This window comes from Dyadobacter sp. CY343, assembly GCF_021390335.1.
In the GTDB taxonomy this organism is placed as follows: domain Bacteria; phylum Bacteroidota; class Bacteroidia; order Cytophagales; family Spirosomataceae; genus Dyadobacter.
On the sequence record NZ_JAJUXK010000001.1, the window covers coordinates 729,985 to 750,772 of the forward strand.

Annotated in this window: 18 protein-coding genes; 10 read left to right on the forward strand and 8 right to left on the reverse strand. The window is 45.6% G+C overall.

The window, feature by feature from the left end:
• Positions 1 to 13: 13 nt before the first annotated feature.
• From atpH to LZG94_RS02970, 5 genes are all read right to left on the reverse strand, one after another.
• A complete protein-coding gene (gene atpH / locus LZG94_RS02950) occupies positions 14 to 550 on the reverse strand; it encodes an ATP synthase F1 subunit delta (protein WP_233790461.1) in 537 nt (178 codons plus the stop codon).
• A gap of 14 nt (positions 551 to 564) precedes the next feature.
• The gene (gene atpF / locus LZG94_RS02955) at positions 565 to 1,059 is read right to left on the reverse strand and encodes a F0F1 ATP synthase subunit B (RefSeq protein ID WP_229254626.1); all 495 of its coding nucleotides are present in this window, start codon (positions 1,057 to 1,059) and stop codon (positions 565 to 567) included.
• Between the two features lie 128 nt (positions 1,060 to 1,187).
• Complete coding sequence (gene atpE, locus LZG94_RS02960; protein WP_031525687.1) at positions 1,188 to 1,451, reverse strand: ATP synthase F0 subunit C; 264 nt, start codon at positions 1,449 to 1,451, stop codon at positions 1,188 to 1,190.
• A gap of 44 nt (positions 1,452 to 1,495) precedes the next feature.
• Entirely contained in the window at positions 1,496 to 2,590 is a 1,095-nt protein-coding gene (atpB, locus tag LZG94_RS02965) for a F0F1 ATP synthase subunit A (protein ID WP_233790462.1), read from the reverse strand.
• Between the two features lie 407 nt (positions 2,591 to 2,997).
• Positions 2,998 to 3,246, reverse strand: coding sequence for an AtpZ/AtpI family protein (locus tag LZG94_RS02970; protein ID WP_233790463.1), 249 nt, complete (start codon positions 3,244 to 3,246; stop codon positions 2,998 to 3,000).
• Positions 3,247 to 3,381: 135 nt separating this feature from the next.
• On the opposite strand from LZG94_RS02970, the gene LZG94_RS02975 reads away from it, so the two are divergent.
• The 4 genes from LZG94_RS02975 to uvrC are packed head-to-tail and all read left to right on the forward strand — an operon-like array spanning position 3,382 to position 10,922.
• Entirely contained in the window at positions 3,382 to 5,580 is a 2,199-nt protein-coding gene (locus tag LZG94_RS02975; protein ID WP_233790464.1) for a tetratricopeptide repeat protein, read from the forward strand.
• Between the two features lie 50 nt (positions 5,581 to 5,630).
• The gene (locus LZG94_RS02980) at positions 5,631 to 7,931 is read left to right on the forward strand and encodes a transglycosylase domain-containing protein (RefSeq protein ID WP_233790465.1); all 2,301 of its coding nucleotides are present in this window, start codon (positions 5,631 to 5,633) and stop codon (positions 7,929 to 7,931) included.
• Positions 7,932 to 7,949: 18 nt separating this feature from the next.
• Complete coding sequence (locus LZG94_RS02985; protein WP_233790466.1) at positions 7,950 to 9,098, forward strand: glycerate kinase; 1,149 nt, start codon at positions 7,950 to 7,952, stop codon at positions 9,096 to 9,098.
• A gap of 15 nt (positions 9,099 to 9,113) precedes the next feature.
• On the forward strand, positions 9,114 to 10,922 hold the full coding sequence (gene uvrC, locus LZG94_RS02990) for an excinuclease ABC subunit UvrC (RefSeq protein ID WP_233790467.1): 1,809 nt from the start codon (positions 9,114 to 9,116) through the stop codon (positions 10,920 to 10,922).
• Here the strand turns inward: uvrC and LZG94_RS02995 are convergent.
• Positions 10,909 to 12,153 carry an NAD(P)/FAD-dependent oxidoreductase gene (locus LZG94_RS02995; RefSeq protein WP_233790468.1) on the reverse strand — a complete coding sequence of 415 codons (1,245 nt, stop codon included), beginning with the start codon at positions 12,151 to 12,153 and terminating at the stop codon, positions 10,909 to 10,911. The genes uvrC and LZG94_RS02995 overlap by 14 nt on opposite strands.
• Before the next feature lie 94 nt (positions 12,154 to 12,247).
• On the opposite strand from LZG94_RS02995, the gene LZG94_RS03000 reads away from it, so the two are divergent.
• Genes LZG94_RS03000 through LZG94_RS03025 form a run of 6 tightly spaced genes read left to right on the forward strand, consistent with a single transcriptional unit; the run spans position 12,248 to position 17,684 of the window.
• The gene (locus LZG94_RS03000) at positions 12,248 to 13,300 is read left to right on the forward strand and encodes a saccharopine dehydrogenase family protein (protein ID WP_233790469.1); all 1,053 of its coding nucleotides are present in this window, start codon (positions 12,248 to 12,250) and stop codon (positions 13,298 to 13,300) included.
• Positions 13,301 to 13,312: 12 nt separating this feature from the next.
• Positions 13,313 to 14,851 carry an aldehyde dehydrogenase family protein gene (locus LZG94_RS03005; RefSeq protein ID WP_233790470.1) on the forward strand — a complete coding sequence of 513 codons (1,539 nt, stop codon included), beginning with the start codon at positions 13,313 to 13,315 and terminating at the stop codon, positions 14,849 to 14,851.
• A gap of 54 nt (positions 14,852 to 14,905) precedes the next feature.
• Complete coding sequence (locus tag LZG94_RS03010; protein ID WP_233790471.1) at positions 14,906 to 15,172, forward strand: PqqD family protein; 267 nt, start codon at positions 14,906 to 14,908, stop codon at positions 15,170 to 15,172.
• 2 nt (positions 15,173 to 15,174) lie between these two features.
• The gene (locus LZG94_RS03015) at positions 15,175 to 15,615 is read left to right on the forward strand and encodes a lasso peptide biosynthesis B2 protein (RefSeq protein WP_233790472.1); all 441 of its coding nucleotides are present in this window, start codon (positions 15,175 to 15,177) and stop codon (positions 15,613 to 15,615) included.
• An 18-nt stretch (positions 15,616 to 15,633) separates the two neighbouring features.
• A complete protein-coding gene (locus tag LZG94_RS03020; protein WP_233790473.1) occupies positions 15,634 to 16,548 on the forward strand; it encodes a serine kinase in 915 nt (304 codons plus the stop codon).
• A gap of 14 nt (positions 16,549 to 16,562) precedes the next feature.
• Positions 16,563 to 17,684, forward strand: coding sequence for a nucleotidyltransferase family protein (locus LZG94_RS03025; protein WP_233790474.1), 1,122 nt, complete (start codon positions 16,563 to 16,565; stop codon positions 17,682 to 17,684).
• On the opposite strand, the gene LZG94_RS03030 is transcribed toward LZG94_RS03025, so the two are convergent.
• On the reverse strand, positions 17,665 to 18,612 hold the full coding sequence (locus LZG94_RS03030; RefSeq protein ID WP_215233601.1) for an aldose 1-epimerase: 948 nt from the start codon (positions 18,610 to 18,612) through the stop codon (positions 17,665 to 17,667). The genes LZG94_RS03025 and LZG94_RS03030 overlap by 20 nt on opposite strands.
• Positions 18,613 to 18,701: 89 nt before the next feature.
• Entirely contained in the window at positions 18,702 to 20,771 is a 2,070-nt protein-coding gene (gene ftsH / locus LZG94_RS03035) for an ATP-dependent zinc metalloprotease FtsH (RefSeq protein ID WP_233790475.1), read from the reverse strand.
• Positions 20,772 to 20,788: the final 17 nt, after the last annotated feature.

Genomic DNA, 20,788 nt, shown 5'->3' on the forward strand with positions numbered 1-20,788 from the left:
GCAGATAAAAATTTCAGTTTGTTAACTGTAATTTAAGTTCATTCAACCTGCTCCTTAAAGATGCGTCAATCTGACGATCTTCAATAGTCAATACATATCCGCCGATAATGGCTGGATTGATCTTCTCGGCAAGTTGTACCGTTCTTCCTGTTGCGGATTTAACGATTTCTTTAAATTGCTGACGCAGTTCCTCAGTAAGCGGCGTAGTAGTCACTACGGTTGCTTTCTGGATTCCCTGGTTCAGGTTATATGCTTTTATAAATTCGTTTGCAATTTCATCCAGGATCGACTCACGGTTCTTTTTGGTGATGATCTTGAAGATCGCATAAGACACCGGGTTAACGCGCGCTTCGAACAGGGCTTTCAGAATACCTGATTTCTTCTCGTGACGAACAACAGGGCTTTTCAATGCAAGCATCAAACCTCTGTTTTTGTCGGCAGTGTCTTTGAACAAAATCATATCCTGGTAAACCGCTTCAAGCACATTCTGCTCTTTCGCGAGTTCAATCAGCGATTTTGCATATCTGGCAGCTACTATACTTACTGACATCGTAAATCAAATGTTTAATTAAGACGTGCAGAAGAAGCAAGTTCCGCGATCAAATTTTCCTGAGCTTCCTTATCTTTCAATTCACGCTGCAATACTTTTTCAGCGATTTCAAGAGAAAGTGTAGCTACTTCTTTTCTAATTTTTGATACTGCCAGCTGCTGTTCGTTACGGATCGCAGCTTGCGCATTTTCTATCATTTTCTGCGCTTCGACGGCCGCTTTATCTTTCGATTCAGCAATCGTACGGTCAGCCGCATCTTTTGCTTCGCGAAGGATCTGATCACGAACTGCATTCGCCTCAGCGATCAGTTTTTCGTTGTCAGATTTCAACTGGATCATTTCAGCTCTGGTTTTTTCAGCCAGGTCCAATGCGCCCTGAATTTCGTTTTCACGGTCTTTAAGTCCTTTGATGATTGGTTTCCAGGCGAATTTGGCAAGGATAAAAACCACCAATAAGAATACTACAAGCATCCAGAATATAAGACCTGGGTTTGGAGTAAGCAATGACATAGAATAATGAGTTTAAGTGTAAGTAGCTCTCTTTTTTCAAAAATCGTGGAAGCCTATTGCTTCCACGAAGAGTTTCATTTTACTTCTCGGCCTAATGCATTTGAAGTAAGGACTAAGTCCAGTGTCGATTAAAGCTTGAACGAGATCAGCAGACAGATAACCGCCGCAAACAACGCTACCGCTTCAATAAGAGCCGCGATGATAAGCATTGCAGTCTGGATAGCACCAGCAGCTTCTGGCTGACGAGCGATACCTTCAACAGCACTTCCACCGATTTTACCGATACCAAGACCAGCACCGATTGCAGCAAGACCAGCACCGATTGCAGCACCGAAAACAGCAAGACCAGCACCGCTCTGCTCAGCAGCTTGAAGCAAAATTTGAAGCAACATAATTGTGTTTGTTTAAAATATAATTGATAAAAAGAGATTCAGAATCAATGTCCGTGGTCAGCATGGCTATGTTCTTCAATAGCGCTGCCGATGTACATGGACGATAAAAGGGTAAAGATAAATGCCTGGATAAATGCGACCATGATCTCGATAAAGTTGAGGAACAAGGCGAAAAGCGAAATAACCGGCGCGATTACGAAACTTTGGAATATAAAGATCAGACCGAAAAGACTTAAAAGGATAATGTGGCCCGCAGTAATGTTGGCAAAAAGCCGCACCATTAATGAGAAAGGCTTCATAAATACACCTACGATCTCAACCGGGATCATAATCAGCAACAATGGAACTGGTACGCCGGTTGGTTTTACAAGGTGCTTATAGTAGTGTCCGTTTGCATTCAGGTGAACGATGATGAAGGTTAAAACCGCTAGCGTCATTGTTACTGCGATATTACCTGTCAGGTTAGCCGATCCCGGAAGCAAGCCCATGATATTGTTGATCAGAATAAAGAAGAACAATGTGAGCAGGTAAGGAAGGTATTTTTCGTATTTCGGACCCACGTTTGGTTTCACAACTTCGTCGCGGATAAAAAGGATGATAACCTCCATCGCGGACTGAAACCCTTTGGGAGCCTTATTCTTGTTGTTTTTATAAAAACTGGCAATGCTTGTGAAAACAAGTATCAGAATAACTGCGCTGATCAGCATTGACGCTACATTCTTGGTAATGGAGAAATCGTAGATCTTGCGGGATTCGTCAACGGGAACAATCTGCTCGGAATCACCGTGAACCAGGTGGTAACCGTTGTATTCGTGGTGCTCGTTGTGGAAGTTAGAAGAAGAAAAAACTTCAAGTCCCCGGTCTGCTGAATAAAGGATAACCGGAAGTGGTATTACTACACCGTGGGTGATTTCCCATTCGTGAGAGTCAGCAATATGGTGCATGATCATGCTGCCGATATCGAACTTCGCTTCTGACTCTTCAAGCTTATGTTCAATTTTATGCTCCTCCTCATTAATGCTTTCAGTCACCTTTTCGTGCTCATGCTGAGTAGGTTCGTCGGCACTTGCCGGAACGCTGAAAAGGCAGGTAGTAGCTACCAGGGCAACTGCAAAAAAACGTTTGATATAGATATACATAAATGCTTGAAATACTATGCTTTGTCAATCGCGGCGCAAGTTACGATACAAACCATATATTTCAAAACATGTATAAAATAAATAGAGTGCAAAAAAGTTGATAACAAATAGGAATGAATCAGTTTGCCCCTGATATAAAAATGCAGCGATGAATACCAAGCTGAGTATGATACGCGCAACGGTGAAGGAAAGGTAAAAAGTGACAAATTTCTCCCGGTTGTTTCGTAATCCTATTTCCATCAGCCGGTGACCTAAAAAAGACAATCCAACAAAGAAGATCAGAATGTACCATATATAGGAGTGAAGAATGGATCCCGGGTAAAAGTATTGAACAAGGAATAATACAATTCCCAAAAAGACTGTCGCTAAAATCGTACGTAACATTTGTAATAATAGGATAGACCGGTTTACGGTTTTGAAAAACTCCGGATCAGCATATAAAGCGAGCCGGCGATAGATGTGAGCGACAGTATAAGGGTCCAAACGGGCACCCCATTTTGCTGGTGATTGTCAAGCCAATACCCTCCATAAGTAAAGAGCAGAATTGTGCCGAGCATCTGAGTGGCCAGCCCGGAATATTTTAAAAACTTGGAAGACTGATTTTTAACCAACAGCTTCCCGTTTTCCTTTCCGTTCCCTGTGCTTTCGCTGTCCATGGTGAAGGTTGATAATATTAAGGTAAAATTGCTCCAAATTTCACAAATGCCATTATCTTCGATACGGTTTTATTTAAAATGCCGTTTTAGTTTTCTAGTAAGAAGAAGAAAAGCACCATCACTAATACCATCCTTGTGATCGAAAGTTTTGCCTCTCATATCAGAAGAATCACACTTTACCTTGCGCTTTCTATCTTGCTGACAGCTTGTTCGCAGTTCAGTACGAGGCCGGGAGCAGTGAATTTTCACAATATTTCTGCCAGATACAATGCGTATTTTATGGCTGAACAGGATATGCTCGAAGCTGAGTTCGCGATGAAAAAGGCATTTAAAGAAGATTATAACCAGCTTCTGCCCATATTGCTGCCGATGGATTCTATCCTGGCGCAACCTGTAAAGCCACAGCTGGATAATGCGATCAGAAAAGCTTCGATCGTCGCAGAAAAGCACCAGAACAGCAAGTGGCTGGATAACAGTTATATTGTTTTGGGCAAATCCAGACTTTATTTGGGACAGTGGGCGGATGGTTTGGAAGCATTGCGATATGTATATGCCAATGGTCGCGATGAGAATGATAAAAATGACGCATTGATCCTGTTAATGCGTGCCTACATTGTCAGGAAGGATTATTCCAATGCATTGGGTGTGGCTGAGCACCTTAGTCAGCAAGCTCTTGACAAGTCTTCCATCCGGGATTTTTATCTGACAAAAGCATATCTCCACCAGCAAAACGGTGAATACCTCACTTCCGTCGCGATTCTGGAAGAGACTTTTCCATTGTTGAAAAAATCCATTGAAACTGCCCGCATTCATTTTGCTGCTGCTCAGATGTATGACAGGCTGGGCCAATATGCATTAGCGAACAAGCATTACCGGAGCGTATCCAAAAACCGGCCTTCCTACGATCTCGGTTTCTATTCGGCTATGAATTCGCTGCAAAACGAAGTGGTGCTGAATCCAAATAAAGATCTGAACTCAATCGGGTTTGATAAAATGCTGCGCGACAGAAAAAACGACGATTTACGGGACAGGATCTATTTCACAATGGGTTTGCTGGCTGAACACAGAAAGCAAATTCCGGAGGCGGTAGGATATCTGCAAAAAGCCGCAGTCGCTTCAAAAGGGAATTTACAGCAAAAAGCATATACTTACCTGCAACTGGCCAGGATCAATTATGAGTCGCTGGAAAACTTCGAAGTCTCAAAAGCATATTACGACAGTGCATTGACAATACTTCCCCGTGAAGCACCGGAATATCTGCTTGTATCAGAAAGAAAACGTGCCCTGGATAGTTTTGTGGCTGAATATACCATTGTTACGACAGAAGACAGCCTGCAAAATCTTGCCAAAATGAACCCGGCCGCGCTGGATAATAAAATTGACGCCATTATTGAGGATCAGGAAAAGCGCAGGCTGGAAGCGGAGGCAAACGAGCGAAAAGCAGCATTGGTAGCGCAGAATGTAAATAATCAAGGTGTTCCAAATCCGCTCGCAAATGGAAACGAACGTCGCTGGGAATTGTATGATCCCGCATTGATCAATCAGGCAAAACTGGATTTCAAGAGAATATGGGGAAACCGACCGCTGGAAGATGACTGGCGCAGAAGCAGCCGGCCTTTGCAGGCCTCATCCGGCAATAATCCGGCAGGCACTGACAGTACAAGTGCGGTAAATACGCTGGTAGCTGACCAAGGTTTGAAAAAAGGTACGCCCGAGTGGAACCAGGCCCACGATCTGCTGAAAAAGAACGTCCCGCTGACAGATGCACAGCTTGCTGAGTCGCAACTGAAAAAGGAAACTGCATTGTACGGTCTGGGTAAAATTTACAGATTTGACCTCAAAGAGTCACAGCGCGCGATCGCGACTTTTAACAGAATGCTGAGCGAATATCCCCAAACGCAGTACAAGGACGAAATATATTATCTTTTGTACCTGAGCTACGAAGAGGAAAACCAGAACAAAGCTTCCTGGAAATCAAAGCTTCTGAGCGAATTCCCCAACTCAACTTATGCCCGGCTGGTCAGCAAATCCGCAGATGCTGCCGGTAACTCAGGCAACCCTATTAAAGAATATGAGGCGGCTTACATGCTTTATTCAAAAGGCGAATATGTGAAAGCGCTGGAAGATATCGAGCGGAATTTACCCGCTTACAAAGGTGGTTCAATGGAGGATAAATTTGCGTTGCTCCGGGTTTTTCTGATCGGTAAAGTAAGAGGCAAAGAGGCTTACGGTCAGGCGATAACGGAATTTATGCGGCTATATCCGGCCAGCGTATATCTGCCTCGGTTAAAGGAAATGCAGGAATTCAATTCCCTGTCTATGGGTAAAAGGTAATTTCCTTAAATCCTATCTTTGTTAAACTTCAATAAATAATCCACATCCTGATGATTGAATTGCAACCCGGAAAGTATCGTCGTACCATCATACGTCTATGGAAGTATGTGGGACTTGGACTCGGTCTGGTTATCCTATATATCGTTGCGGTTAGCTTTAATTTCTTTTGGCTATTCGGGGGAATGCCAGATCTTAAAATTCTTGAAAACCCCAAAAGCGAGCTAGCCTCCGAGCTGATCAGTGAAGACGGAAAATCGCTGGGCAAGTATTTCTTCGAAAACAGGACGCAAATCGATATTTCCCAAATATCCCCCAACCTGATCGATGCACTGGTGGCGACCGAAGACGCACGCTTTGTGAATCACTCGGGGATCGATGCGAGAAGTTTGCTCCGTGTTTTTAAGGGAGTTGTTTCAGGAAATTCAAGTTCGGGAGGTGGAAGTACGCTCACGCAGCAGGTGGCCAAAAACCTTTTTAATACCCGTTCGGAAGAATATGAAGGGTTATTGGGTAAAATACCGGTGGTTCGGATTGTAATAGCTAAAACAAAGGAGTGGGTGCTGGCGGTGATCCTGGAAAGGAAATACACCAAGCAGGAGATCATGCAAATGTACCTGAACACCGTATCCTTTGGTAATAACACTTACGGGATTAAAGTAGCGGCGAAAACGTATTTCGATAAAGAAGCGTGGGACCTGAATGTGACCGAAGCTGCATTACTGGTTGGTATGTTGCAAAACCCGACGCTGTTTAATCCTTTGCGTTTCCCTAATAACGCCACAAACCGCCGGAATACGGTACTGGCGCAAATGATGAAATACGATTACATTCCCGAGGAAGATTTTCTGGTATATAAGGAAAAGCCACTCGGAATGAACTTCACCGTCGATAGTCACAATACCGGTCTGGCGCCTTACTTCCGGGAATCCATGCGGAATTACCTCAAAAGCTGGGTGAAGATCTATAATGAAGAACACGACAAAGATTACGATCTCTATACCAGTGGCTTACGCATTTACACTACCATTGATTCCAGAATGCAGCGCTATCAGGAAGATGCTTTGAAGGAGCACATGAAAGAGCAGCAAAGGCTTTTTGACGCGCACTGGAAAGGCAGAAATCCCTGGACGTTTGACAATGGAAAAGAAATACCTGGATTCCTGACCGCTGCGGCTAAAAAGTCGCCCCATTTCATTTCACTAAAAAGAGACCTAGGAGAAGAAGCGGCGTGGAAAATCATGAAGAAACCTTACAAAATGAAGGTTTTTACGTGGGACGGAGAGAAAGAAATGATGATGAGCCCGATCGATTCGATCGCCTATTACAAACGTTTCCTGCGTGCCGGGATGATGTCCATGGATCCGAGAAACGGTCACGTAAAAGCGTGGGTGGGAGGTATTAATTTCAGATATTTCAAATACGATCACGTAAAACAGGGCTCACGCCAGCCGGGCTCCACATTCAAGCCGTTTGTATATGTGTCGGCATTGGATAAAAGCTTTCTTACTCCATGCGACCACGTAACGGATCAGCCGGTTTATTTTGGCCCGTCTGACGGCGTTCCCGGAGGCTGGTCGCCGAGTAACTCGAATAACAAATACTCTTATCAGTCACTATCCCTGCGACAAGCGCTTGGAAAATCTGTCAACACGGTCAGTGCTTACCTGATGAAAATGGTGCGGCCTAAAACGGTTGTTGAATATGCACACAAGCTTGGTATTACGAGCAATCTGCAAGCGGTACCTTCCCTTTGTCTGGGAATCAGTGACGTGTCGGTTTATGAAATGGTAGGCGCATATTGCGCATTTGCAAACGGAGGACACCGCACAGAACCTATGACCATTCTGCGCATCGAAGACCGTTATGGAAATGTATTGCAGGAGTTTTTCCAGAAGCAAAATCAGGAGATCAGCGCGAATATGGCGTATAATATGCTCTATCTGATGCGTGGTGCCGTGGAAGATCCGGGTGGCACGGCAGGAAGATTGAGACAGTGGGGCGTAACCGACGGCAATGAAATAGCTGCTAAAACCGGAACAACTTCCAATTATTCCGATGGCTGGTTTATGGGTATTACTCAAAATCTGGTTTCCGGAATATGGGTAGGCGGCGAAGATCGGGCTATTCACTTCCGTACTATTGCACTGGGCCAGGGTGGCCGCGTGGCAATGCCGGCCTGGGGGATGTTTATGCAAAAAGTATATGCGGACCAGACCTTGGTTCAATACCGTAAAGGCCCATTTAACAAGCCAGAAAACTACGTGAGGGAATGCGGCAATGTGCCTGCCGGCGACAGTACAGACACTTATGTACCGCCTTCGCGCTCCGACGATGAAGGTGTGTTGTTCTAATTTTTTCCAAATCGCCTTGTGAATATTCTCGTTGCACCCGACAAATTCCGCGGTTCGCTGGAAGCGGACGAAGTTTGTGATGCGATCAGGGAAGGGATTTTGCTTGCATTTCCTGAGGCGAATGTGACAACGGTACCGCTGGCCGATGGTGGCGAGGGTACTGCGCAGATTTTGACAAAACAGGCAGGTGGAGTCTCGATCACCACAAGAGCAACAGACCCGCTCGGCCGGGAAATGGAAGCATCCTACGGTTTGTCTGCGGATCGAAAAGTGGCATTTATAGAAATGGCTGCTGCTTCCGGTTTGAAACTGTTGAAAACATCAGAGCGAAATCCTACATTGACCACTACTTTCGGAACCGGCGAGCTGATTTTAGATGCGTTAGATAAAGGCGTGACAAAGATCATCCTGGGAATTGGCGGCAGCGCCACAACCGACGGAGGTATTGGCGTAGCGGCGGCGCTGGGTTACCGGTTTTTTGATAAAAATAATGCACAACTAGCGCCGATTGGCGAGTCGCTCAGTCTGATAACCCACATTGACACTACCAATGCGGATCCACGACTAAAAGATATTTCTATTGAAGTAGCTTGCGATGTTACCAATCCATTATTTGGTCAAAATGGCGCTGCTTATATTTATGGTCCGCAAAAGGGCGCAACGCCTGAAATGGTAGAAACGCTGGATAATGGACTGAGAAATCTTGCCAGAATGGCTACTGAAACTTTCCACGAAGATTATAGCGAGATTCCGGGCGCAGGTGCAGCTGGCGGGCTTGGGGCTGGTTGTATGTGGTTTTTGAATGCAACCTTAAAAGACGGTGTCAGTATCGTAGTCGAGCAAAGTAATATTACGGAATTGATCAAAAACGCTGATCTGGTCATTACCGGCGAAGGTAAAATCGACGAACAGACGCTAAGCGGAAAGGTCGTAAAAGGGCTTGCCAATCATTGTAAACAATATAATGTTCCGCTTGCGGCTGTCTGCGGAACACTGCAAATTACTTCTGAGCAAGGCAGAGAAGCGGGAATTACTTACGCAGTATCAGTTTTAAACCGGCCAATGGACCTGGAAACCGCGCAAACGGAGGCTTTCGGGTTAGTCCGTGACGCAACTTTTCAACTGGTACGCTTGTTTTTTCAACAGACCCGGTCTGATAATTCCTGAGCATATTTACATTAAATGTCTGAATTCAATTACAAGGAGGAGATTTCAAAAATTCCGATGGATCCCGGAGTTTATCGTTATTTCGACGAAACGGGAGAAGTAATATATGTGGGCAAAGCCAAAAGCCTGCGGAATCGCGTTTCGAGTTATTTCCTCAAAAACAATCAGCACGACAGAAAGACAAGAAGGCTGGTCAGTCAGATCAGGCGGATTGAATATACCATCGTTTTGAGCGAGTGGGACGCGCTTTTGCTGGAAAATCAGCTGATCAAACAATTGCAGCCCAAATTCAATATTCTACTTAAAGACGACAAAACATATCCCTTCATCTGCATTACCGACGAGCCTTTCCCAAGGGTATTTCCAACTCGTAATATGGATCGCGGCAAAGGTACTTTTTACGGCCCTTTCGCCAATCTGAGATCCATGCACACGTTGCTGGATATGTTCAAATCGCTGTATCAGATCAGATCCTGCCAGCTTCCGCTCACCAAGCAGAATATTGAAGCAAGAAAATTTAAAGTTTGTCTGGAATACCATATTGGCAATTGCAAAGGTCCGTGCGAGGGATTGCAAACGGAACCGGAATACAATGCAGAAATAGAGCAGGTACATAATATCCTGAAAGGGAACCTGTCTTCTCCCCAGCAATATTTCAAAGAAAAAATGCTGGCCGCGGCTGAGCAAATGGCCTTTGAAAAGGCGCATTCCTGGAAAACTAAGATTGAGCATCTTTCCAATTTTCAAAGTAAAGCAACAGTAATCAACCCAAGGATCGGCAATATTGATGTACTCACGATCGTGTCGGATGAAGAAGCGGCTTATCTCAATTTTATGAAAATAAAACAGGGATATATGGTCGCGACGCAGACGATTGAGGTGAAGAAAAAGCTAGACGAAACTGACCACGAAATTCTCGCGATGCTGATCATTGAAATGCGCGCTACTTATGGTTCAGAGGCGAAAGAGCTGATTTCCAATATCAAACCAGATCTTGAAATGCGGCTCGAAGTAACTGTTCCGCAAATTGGTGACAAGAAAAAACTGCTGGATATGTCCATGAAAAATGTAATGTATTTCAGAAGGGAAAAGGCGGAGCGCAGAGAAGTAGAAGCTTCCGCGACTTCTTCAAAAAAAGACCGGGTATTGATCAGGTTGAAGTCGGATTTGCAGCTGAAATCACTTCCAAGGCACATTGAATGCTTCGATAACTCCAATATCCAGGGTACCAACCCGGTGGCCGCGATGGTTTGCTTTAAAGAAGGAAAACCGTCGAAAAAGGATTACCGCCATTTTAATATCAAAACTGTGATCGGGCCCAATGACTTCGCCTCCATGAACGAAATTGTGGGCCGGCGATATCTCAGGGTGATCTCCGAGGAGCAGCCGCTACCCGACCTGATCGTGATCGACGGAGGAAAAGGGCAGCTCGGCGCTGCCTGTGATGCATTGAAAAGCCTGGGTATTTACGGACAGATCCCGATAATAGGTATTGCCAAAAGGTTGGAAGAAATCTATTTCCCCGAGGATTCGCTGCCGCTTTATATCGATAAAAAATCAGAATCACTGAAACTGATCCAGCAGATCAGAGATGAAGCCCACCGTTTTGCGATCACATTCCACCGCGATAAACGCAGCAAAGGAAGCCTGGTAAGTGAGCTGGAAGGAGTAGTGGGTGTGGGTAAAGTGACGGCCACCAAGTTGCTGAAACATTTTGGCTCGGTGCGGGGTATTCGTGAAAGTTCACTCGAAACGCTTACCGATCTGGTAGGGCTGGACCGTGCTAAGAAAGTGCGGGCTTACTTCGATGCTATGGCAGAGTAACGCCAATACTTTTACCCGCAATATAACCCGTGGTCCAGGCATTCTGGAAGTTGAACCCGCCTGTAATTCCGTCTACATCCATTACTTCGCCGGCAAAGTACAAACCGGGAACAGAGCGGCTTTGCAATGTATCAGGATCAATATCAGATAATGCAATGCCGCCGCAGGTGACAAACTCCTCCTTAAAAGTCGTTTTACCACTTACCTTAAACTGACTATTCGTAAGTACCTCGGCCAGTTTGTTCAATGCTTTATTGCTTGCATCAACCCATTTCAGGTTCTCAGGAATTTCGACAATATCTGTAAATGCCTTCCAAAGTCTCAGCGGCAGGCCAAATCGTGCATTAGAAGCGATTTGCTGTTTGGGCGTTTTGGTTCGCTCGCCTGTCAGAAATTCCCTCACCTGTTGCTCGTTTAAATCCGGCAGCCAGTTTACTTTGCAGATGAAATTGTAGTCATTTTCAGCCAATTCGCGCGCTCCCCAGGCGGAGAGTTTTAATACCGCCGGCCCGCTCAAACCCCAGTGCGTGATCAACAGCGGCCCGCGCCATTCATATTTGGTGCCCATTATTTTCACCACTGTATCCTGAACTGAAACACCGGCGAGCGGCAGCAGGTAGTTTTCAGGGGTATTAAATGTAAAAAGCGACGGGACCGGCGAAATGATCTGGTGCTGGTGTTTTTCGATCCAGTCGAAACTGCTTAGCCGGGGATAACCGCCGGTAGCGATCAGGAGCCGATCCGTTTCCAAGATTTCATTTTCTCCGATAGTTAATGTAAAACCTCCATTTTCCTTTGGAACAAAAGAGTCCACGGTGGTACTGGTTCGGATCTCGATGTTTAGCAGTTTAGCTGTCCGGAGCATACATTCAATCACAGTATGCGATGAATCGGAGATCGGAAACATTCTGCCGTCGGGCTCTGTTTTCAATTTTACGCCGCGTCTTTCAAACCAGGATACGGTCGCATTTGCGTCAAATCGGGGCAGCAGCTTCCGCATCAATTTTTCGCCCCGTGGGTAATTTTTAATGAAAAAACGCAGATCAGTAGGGTTATTGGTCACATTACAGCGCCCGCCGCCTGAAATGCGGACTTTATTCAAAACTGTCCTGTTTTTTTCCAGAACAACGATTCTGGCTCCTGGAAATGTCTCGGCGGCGGTAATGGCGGCCATAAAGCCGGAAGCGCCGCCTCCGATAATTGCGATGTGCATAGGTATTGATTTGTTCATGCAAAAATGAAATGTAAGTTTTAAAATCTGGTATTTCTTTTCATATCTTTCAAACCCCTTGAAAAAATTTAACTAAAACCAGCAAAAACTATACATGCAAAAAATCCTCGTTATCGGTTTAGGCAAAGTCGGCTCCCTCGTGGGAACGCTTTTAAGCAAAAGATTTACAGTTACGGGCCTGGATAAGGCATCGCCATCTTCCAAGCTACCATTTATAGTACATGCTGGTGATGTAAATGATCCGGCCACACTTGATCAGATGCTGGCTGGGCAAGATGCAGTCGTTTCGTGTATGCCCTATAATCTCAACCTTCCTATTGCCCAAAAAGCCTATCAACACAGCATTCACTATTTCGATCTTACCGAAGATGTAGGTACCACCGCGGCGATCCGCGAGCTTGCCAAGGATAGCAACAATGTATTTGCGCCGCAATGCGGACTTGCGCCGGGGTTTATAGGAATAGTAGGGATGGATCTGGCAAAGCGATTTACCAAACTTCGGGATATTGAGCTCCGGGTAGGCGCATTACCACGTTACCCGAACGGGTTAATGGGCTATTCGTTCACTTGGTCGCCGGCCGGTGTTGTGAATGAATATATTAATGATGCCGAGGTGATCCATAATGGCGTCCGCAAAATGGTTCCGTCGCTGGAAGGCATTGAAATGATCAATATCGAAGGCCAGGAATTTGAAGCATTTATTACTTCGGGCGGACTCGGAACAATGTGCGAGACGCTGGAAGGAAAGCTGGATACGCTCAATTACAAGACGATCCGCTACCCGGGACATTGCAGCCTGATGCGTTTTATGCTATATGAATTGTGTTTGAAAGACAAACGCGAGCTGGTGGAACAGATATTAACCGAGGCTAAACCGCCTGTGCAGCAGGATGTTGTGTACGTGTATGCGGTTGTGGAAGGCTGGAAGGAAAACCGGCTGGAACGCGAGGAGTTTTATAAAGCCTATCATCCTGTTGAGATCGACGGCCTGCATTGGCGCGCTATTTCCTGGACAACTGCTGCTTCTATTGCCTCAGTTGTGGAACTGGTGGCAGACGGGAAGTTGCAGCAAAAGGGTTTTATCAGACAAGAAGACATATTGCTGGCCGACTTCATGAGCACAGAGAATGGTCAGTTTTTTAAATAAAATCTTATTAAAATGACTGATATAAATATCGTATTAAGCAAGCTGGGCATCCAGGATCTTAATAATGGGATCAGTACCGGGCAGAAAAGCTGGATCGGCGACGGGGATGTGATCGAATCTTTTTCACCGGTGAACGGGCGAAAAATCGGTGGAGCTAATCAGGCAGAACGCAGTGACTACGACGCTGTGGTGAACAAAGCAGCCAGCGCATTCAAATCCTGGCGGGAGATACCGGCTCCAAAAAGAGGTGAAATTGTTCGGCAAATGGGCGAAGAGCTCCGGAAATTCAAGTCCGAGCTGGGTACGCTGGTAAGTTATGAAATGGGCAAAAGTTTGCAGGAAGGGCTGGGTGAGGTTCAGGAAATGATCGATATCGCCGATTTTGCAGTGGGGCTGTCGCGCCAGCTTTATGGACTAAGTATGCACAGCGAGCGTCCGCAGCACAGAATGTATGAGCAGTGGCACCCGCTGGGGATTGTCGGGATTATTTCCGCATTCAATTTTCCAGTCGCGGTATGGTCCTGGAATGCGATGCTTGCGTGGGTTTGCGGGGATGTTTGTATCTGGAAACCTTCGGAGAAAACGCCGCTTACCGCGCTGGCTTGTCAGAATATCATAAAGACAGTACTTCAAAATAACGAGATCCCGGAAGGTGTTTCGTGTGTAGTTACCGGCGGACGGGAGGCAGGTGAGTGGCTGGCAACTGACTCGCGCATTGCGCTGGTATCCGCAACAGGCAGCACCCGAATGGGCCGGGCGGTGGGAGAGGCAGTCGCGAAAAGATTGGGACGCAGCTTGCTGGAACTGGGTGGAAACAATGCAATTATCGTTTCTCAGCACGCAGACCTGGCAGTTGCGATTCCAGGTATTGTTTTCGGGGCAGTAGGCACAGCCGGTCAGCGCTGCACTTCTACGCGCAGGGTAATCTTGCACGAAAGTATTTTTGAAGAGGTGAAGGAGAAGTTGGTACGCGCCTATTCGCAGCTGAGAATAGGCAATCCGCTTGACCCGGAAATTCATGTGGGGCCTTTGATTGATATTGATGCTGTGAAGGAATACGAGAAAACCGTTCAAAAGGTGAAAGACGCCGGTGGAAAATTTCTGGTTGAGCCGCGGGTATTGGCGGGCGATGCGTTTTCGTCCGGCTGCTACGTCGCGCCTTGTATTGCTGAGGTTGAAAGTCAGTTTGAAATTGTACAGCACGAGACTTTCGCGCCGATTTTATATTTAATCAAATACAGCTCGCTTGAAGAAGCGATTGAAATCCAGAACAGTGTGCCGCAGGGGCTGTCTTCCGCAATCTTTACGCTGAATATCAGGGAGTCGGAACAATTTCTGTCACAGACTGGCTCCGATTGTGGCATTGCGAATGTTAATATAGGTACGTCGGGTGCGGAGATAGGAGGGGCTTTCGGCGGCGAGAAGGAAACGGGCGGAGGAAGGGAATCGGGTTCAGATGCGTGGAAAGCGTATATGAGAAGACAGACGAACACGATCAATTTCGGAAATACGCTGCCGCTGGCGCAGGGAATAAAGTTTGAGATTGACTGAGTAAAATTTTTAACTTTGTAGAAGCAGCCTATCAATCATTCCAAGCTTCTCTAAATGAAATACCAGTTAACCTCAGATCAGATTTCTTCGAAAGTAGCAGGTGAAACAGTTATTCTGAATCACAAAAAAGGAGCATATTATGGTCTCGATGAAGTAGGTGTAATGATCTGGGATTTGCTTGAAAAAGGCCCGCAGACACTTGAATCACTTTGTGAAGTTGTAGAAAGTGAATATGAAGTGGACGCCGAGACTTGCAAAAGTGACCTGGAAGTTTTGCTTAAAGATCTGATGGCAGAGAAATTGGTGGAAATAGTTAAATAGATGTGACGAACTTGCGCAGGTTTATCGGTAAATGGAGTGATTTGTCCGGCTCAGCTAAGTTGACTTTCATAAAAGCCGCGACCAGTTTGCTTTTAGTAAAGCTTGGGCTTGCATTGTTACCGTTTTCAACGTTTCGCAAGGTTTTTCACTGGTTTACTAGAACGGAATCTGTCGAAGAATTGCCGCAGGCTCAGATAGAGCAGACCGTGTGGGCAGTCGATACTGCTGCAAATTTGCTGCCTTTTGAGCTGCTATGCTTGCCCCGGGCGTTGGCGACGAAGTATTTGCTGAGAAAAGTACCTTCGATGACGCTTGAAATAGGGATTGAAGTGAACCCGGCCAAAACATTTGAAGCACACGCTTGGATAGAGAAGAATGGGAATATTATTATCGGCGATTGGCCCGACAGTGTTTCCTATAAGCGCCTCTGGGTTTGGGAATGATTTAATTGATTGATATACATGCATTATTATAAGGCCTTCGGGCTGAATATCCGATCTGAAATTCCCCTGCCCGAACTTATAACCGGCGACGCTAACGCCCCGGTTGATCTGCACATTAAAGTTGGCGGGATCACACTCCCCACGCTGACAAAAACTCAAATATACCGCCGGGCTACCCGCGCATCTTTCGGGCAAAGCGAAGATAATCTATATCTTTTTTGGGAGGATATTGCAGCTTTCCAGGCCAAAAACGGCAATATATTGATCGTAGATACATTCTCCGACGACGCTAATCTGCTGAGCCTTTTTACGATCAGTGAAGCATTGGGATTTATATTGTTCCAGAGAGGTTTGTTCCTGCTTCATTCCAGCTCGGTAATGGTAGGGGATGAAGCCTGGTGCTTTATGGGCGCTCCCGGGACAGGTAAATCGACAACTGCCGCTGCGTTTATCAAAGCAGGTTGTCAGCTTTTAAGTGATGATCTTACTGCAATTAAAATTGAAGAGAATGGGAAAGTCAACGTTATCCCCGCTTACCCGCAATTAAAAATCTGGAACAAGACTGTTGAAGGTCTTCACTACGAAATGGCGGATTTAAGTCCGGTCAGTGAAGGAGTAAATAAGTTTGCGTATCAGCCCAAATCCGCTTTCCCTGACCAGCCGGTCGCATTGGGTAAGCTTTTCTTTTTACACAAAGCAAAAAACAGGGCTGCCACTGAGCATTTAAGTATTACGGAATTGCCCGGCGAACTGATAAAGCACTTTCCGCTGCCCGTTGAATTGCTGACCGGCGATTATTTAAAGAGACATTTCATGCAGACGATCGTTTGCGCAAAGGTGGCGGAAACGTTAAAGAAACGACGCCCTGAGGGTTTTGGTAACTTGGAAAAATGGGTAGAAGAAAGGCTCGCATTAAGCACTGACGAAAAATGATTTTAACACCCGAGATGAGCTTACTGATAAAGGCATCTTTGGGTGATGCATGTACGCTGCCATTTCCGGTCGAACGAAGAGAATTTGATTGGGTCAAATTACAAAGGCAAGCCAGGTGGAACCAGGTTCGGCCACTACTTTTTGAAAATCTAACAGGGCCTGCTGCAGGCGATCGTGCTGATCGGGTAGTTGCTTATCTGAAAGATTTCAGCGTTGGTCAGGCGGTTACCAATATGGCCTTTTCCAGCATTTCAGTCGACTTATACCAACAACTTACAGATCGCGGTATCTCGGTATTTCTGATGAAAGGCGCATTGTGGGCCTGGATGCTTTATGAAAAACCGAGTTTGAGGGAGTTTGGAGATATTGATTTTTTTGTAGCCAAGCATGATATCAAGAACAGTCTTGCCGTTTTTTCCAAAAATGGCTTCGAACCTGACAGCTACCGGCAATATCTGCTCAATGAAAAGGATACTTCGGAGGAATACCTAAATACCGATTATCAGCTCCCGTTAACTCCCATTGAAGAAAATACATTACAATCGCTTGAAATTCAATGGAATTGCAGCTATCCGAGATATTTATTCAACTTTTCCTGGGACGAGCTAAGTCAGGATATGATGGAATATACCATCATGGGAAAGGCGGTGAAAATACCCAGAATTGAAAACCAGTTTCTTATGATGCTGGTACATCACGCGGGTGTTGAACAGTGGGATAAGTTGAAATATATGGCAGATTTCGTCCGGCTTCTGCAACGTTTCGCCCATTCGATGGACTGGCAATATGTTACCAAAGTCGCCCGCCGGAAAGGTTTCTATAATCTGATGATGGAGTCGCTAGGCGTTGCAGCCGCATTTACGGGGGGGAATTATACAAAGCTCAGTAATCCAGCCGACATTAAAAGCTTCCCTTCCAAAGCTTTCCTGACGGAAATTCTGCAACATTGGGAAGACGAAAGAGCATCCGTAAAAACAAAGTCTCTACGGATACTATCTTACAATATGCGTTATCGGGATGATTTAAAAACGAAGTCAGCCATTCTCGCCGCTCACGTGGGTTACGCCACACATTGGCGACTGATCTGGAATAAATGGGTATGGTACAACCGACAAACTAGTCAAGCTTCAAAGTGATCCTTCCCTCAATCGTGTGACCGGGAGCGAGAATATTCAGTCCGTCACCCGAATTGAAACTGTCTACATTCGCTGTAAGTGGCTCTATTGCAATGCAATCCCGCGCAGGTGGTGTATAAATCACCAGATAGTTGAATTTGCCTTCGCCCGTTTGCTGTGTGATTTTTAATGTAATGTGCTGATTTTCTGAAATCAATTCCGTTGTCGCAGCGGCACCGTCGCTGCTTACCACGAAAGCATTGTCAAATGCTTTTTTGTACAATAGGGTTGGCTTGTCAAGCGCCAGATTCGCTGTACCCGTTGGAATCTGATTATCGTCAAAAGTCACCACTGTATTGGATGGTATATTGATCTTCCAGGCATCTACATCTTCATTTCCAAGCACAAAATAGGGGTGCCAGCCAAACATGACCGGGCAGGGCTGAGTGCCCTGGTTCACGGCGTCGTAGTCGACAGTAAATCGTCCATCCGAATGCAATGCATATTGAACCTGGAATTTTACCTGAAAAGGATAACCGTCAGGCGAGTCGAGTTGGTAGGACAATTTCAGCAATGCATGATCTGAATGCACCGCTTGTTCTTCCAACTGAAAATGCTGCTTTCTAACTAATCCGTGAATCGCATTCTGGTTTCCGGTTTCGTTCTTCTCCAATTGATATTCCTTTCCGAGAAACCGGTATTTTCCTTGTGGAATGCGACTGGCGAACGGAAATAGTAACTCACTGGCGCTTTTGGAATCTTCCCTCAGCATTTCAGGAGTTGGAGGCGTTTTGAGGATGGAGAAAAGGGTTAATTCTTTGCGCAGGGAAAGCTGACGTACTATTGCTCCCAGCTCAGGAACAATCACACACCTGTTGCCCGTAGTGCTTTCCTGAATAACATATTCATCCAGATCACCGAATTGCTGCTTGAAAATTTCGAAAGACATATTATGAAGTTTATGTGTTGCCACGAGGTCAAAAAAATAGCCGGGCGATTTACTGCCCGGCTACTATTTTATATTATTTATTTCGATTTCTAGTCATTTGAAGCGCCTTTTTCAGCTTCTGCCAATTCTTCCTCCTTTTTCTGATCGTCTTTCTCTTTCTCCAAAGTGTGCTTCACAACTTCTTCATGAATAGCAGCTTCTTCATTAGAGCGACGATTGATGTAAGCCTGGTAGCTCGTTTCCTTTTCGTAAGGGCGTTTGCCGATCAGCTTTTCAAGGTCACTCTGGAACAGAATTTCTTTTTCAAGAAGCTCTTTTGCAAGTACTTCCAAAGCTTCCCGTTTCTCGCTCAAAAGGTTTTTAACAAACTGATAGGCTTTGTCAACCAACGTTCTTACCTCTTCATCGATCGCCTGTGAGGTGGCTTCTGAATATGGCTTTGTAAATGCATAATCAGACTGTTTTGAATCATAAAACGAAATATTTCCTATCCTTTCATTCATTCCGTACATCGTAACCATGCTGTAAGCCACTTTCGTAACTCTTTCCAGGTCACTCAATGCGCCGGTTGAAATTTTACCGAACACAACATCTTCGGCAGCTCTTCCGCCAAGTGTCATGCACATTTCGTCAAACAACTGCTCCGTACGATACAGATACTGTTCACGTGGGAGATATTGTGCATAACCTAACGCAGCTACACCTCGCGGAACGATCGACACCTTAACCAACGGATCAGCATGTTCCAGGAACCAGCCTGCTACTGCGTGGCCTGCTTCGTGATAAGCAACAATCTGCTTTTCTTCCGGTGAGATCAATTTATTCTTTTTCTCCAAACCACCGATCACACGGTCCATTGCATCCTGGAAATCCTGCATAGTAACTTCGTCGCGATTTCTACGAGCTGCGATCAATGCAGCCTCATTACAAACGTTCGCAATTTCAGCACCTGCAAAACCAGGGGTTTGGGAAGACAACTTCTGAATATTAACGTCAGTAGCTAGTTTCAAAGGTTTCAAATGCACTTTGAAAATGGCTTCACGACCAATTACATCTGGCTTGTCAACGGATATTTGTCTGTCAAAACGGCCTGGACGAAGCAATGCCGGATCCAGTACGTCGGGGCGGTTGGTTGCAGCTACGATAATGATACCAGAATCGGTAGCAAAACCGTCCATTTCGACCAACAGCGAGTTCAATGTATTCTCACGTTCGTCATTTGAACCTGGCATTGCGCCACGTCCGCGTGAACGACCTACTGCATCAATCTCATCAATAAAGATGATACAAGGCGCTTTTTCCTTTGCTTGTTTGAAAAGGTCACGAACACGCGCCGCACCCACACCAACGAACATTTCCACAAAGTCAGAACCTGACAGAGAGAAGAACGGAACACCAGCTTCACCGGCTACTGCCTTTGCAAGCAAAGTTTTACCAGTTCCCGGAGGTCCTACTAGCAATGCACCTTTTGGTATTTTCGCACCCAGTTTCTTAAACTTATCAGGGCTCTGCAGATATTCTACGATCTCTTTAATCTCTTCTTTTGCTTCATCAAGTCCGGCTACATCATTGAATGTGATCTTAACCTTATTCTCAGCATCAAAAAGTGTAGCGCGTGATCTTCCGATATTGAAAATCTGGCCGCCCGGGCCAACTCCTCCGGACATTCTGCCCAGGATGAAGTACATCACCAATATCATTACAATAAAAAAGCCCCAGGTTCCAAGGAAGCTGGTCCAATCATTACGGGTATCTACCACAAAAGGCACTTTGTCATCATCAGGTACTTTCTCCTGAATCCTGTCAAAATCCTTCTTGAACGTTTCTGCCGACGTTACCTGAAATTGGTAATGCGAAGCAGTTTCGCCGCCGAAGTAGTTATTTTCCTTTGCAACAACCTTGTATTTGTCAGATTTTAAAGCCTCGGGCTTCAAAGTAACCTCCACGGACTTATCGTTCACGATGGTCACCCTTTCAACCTCCTTATCCGCCATCATCTTTTCAAAACGCTTCTGAGTAGTCTCGCGTATGGTCGATGTTCGGTTCAGGTAGGTTATCCCGAGTATAGTGGCTATAAGAGCGGCTATGATCCAGCCCTGATATCCTTTCTGGGGACTTTTAGGACTGAGAGGCCCTCTTTTGTTATCGTTTTCGGACATTCTTTTGTTTCTAATTA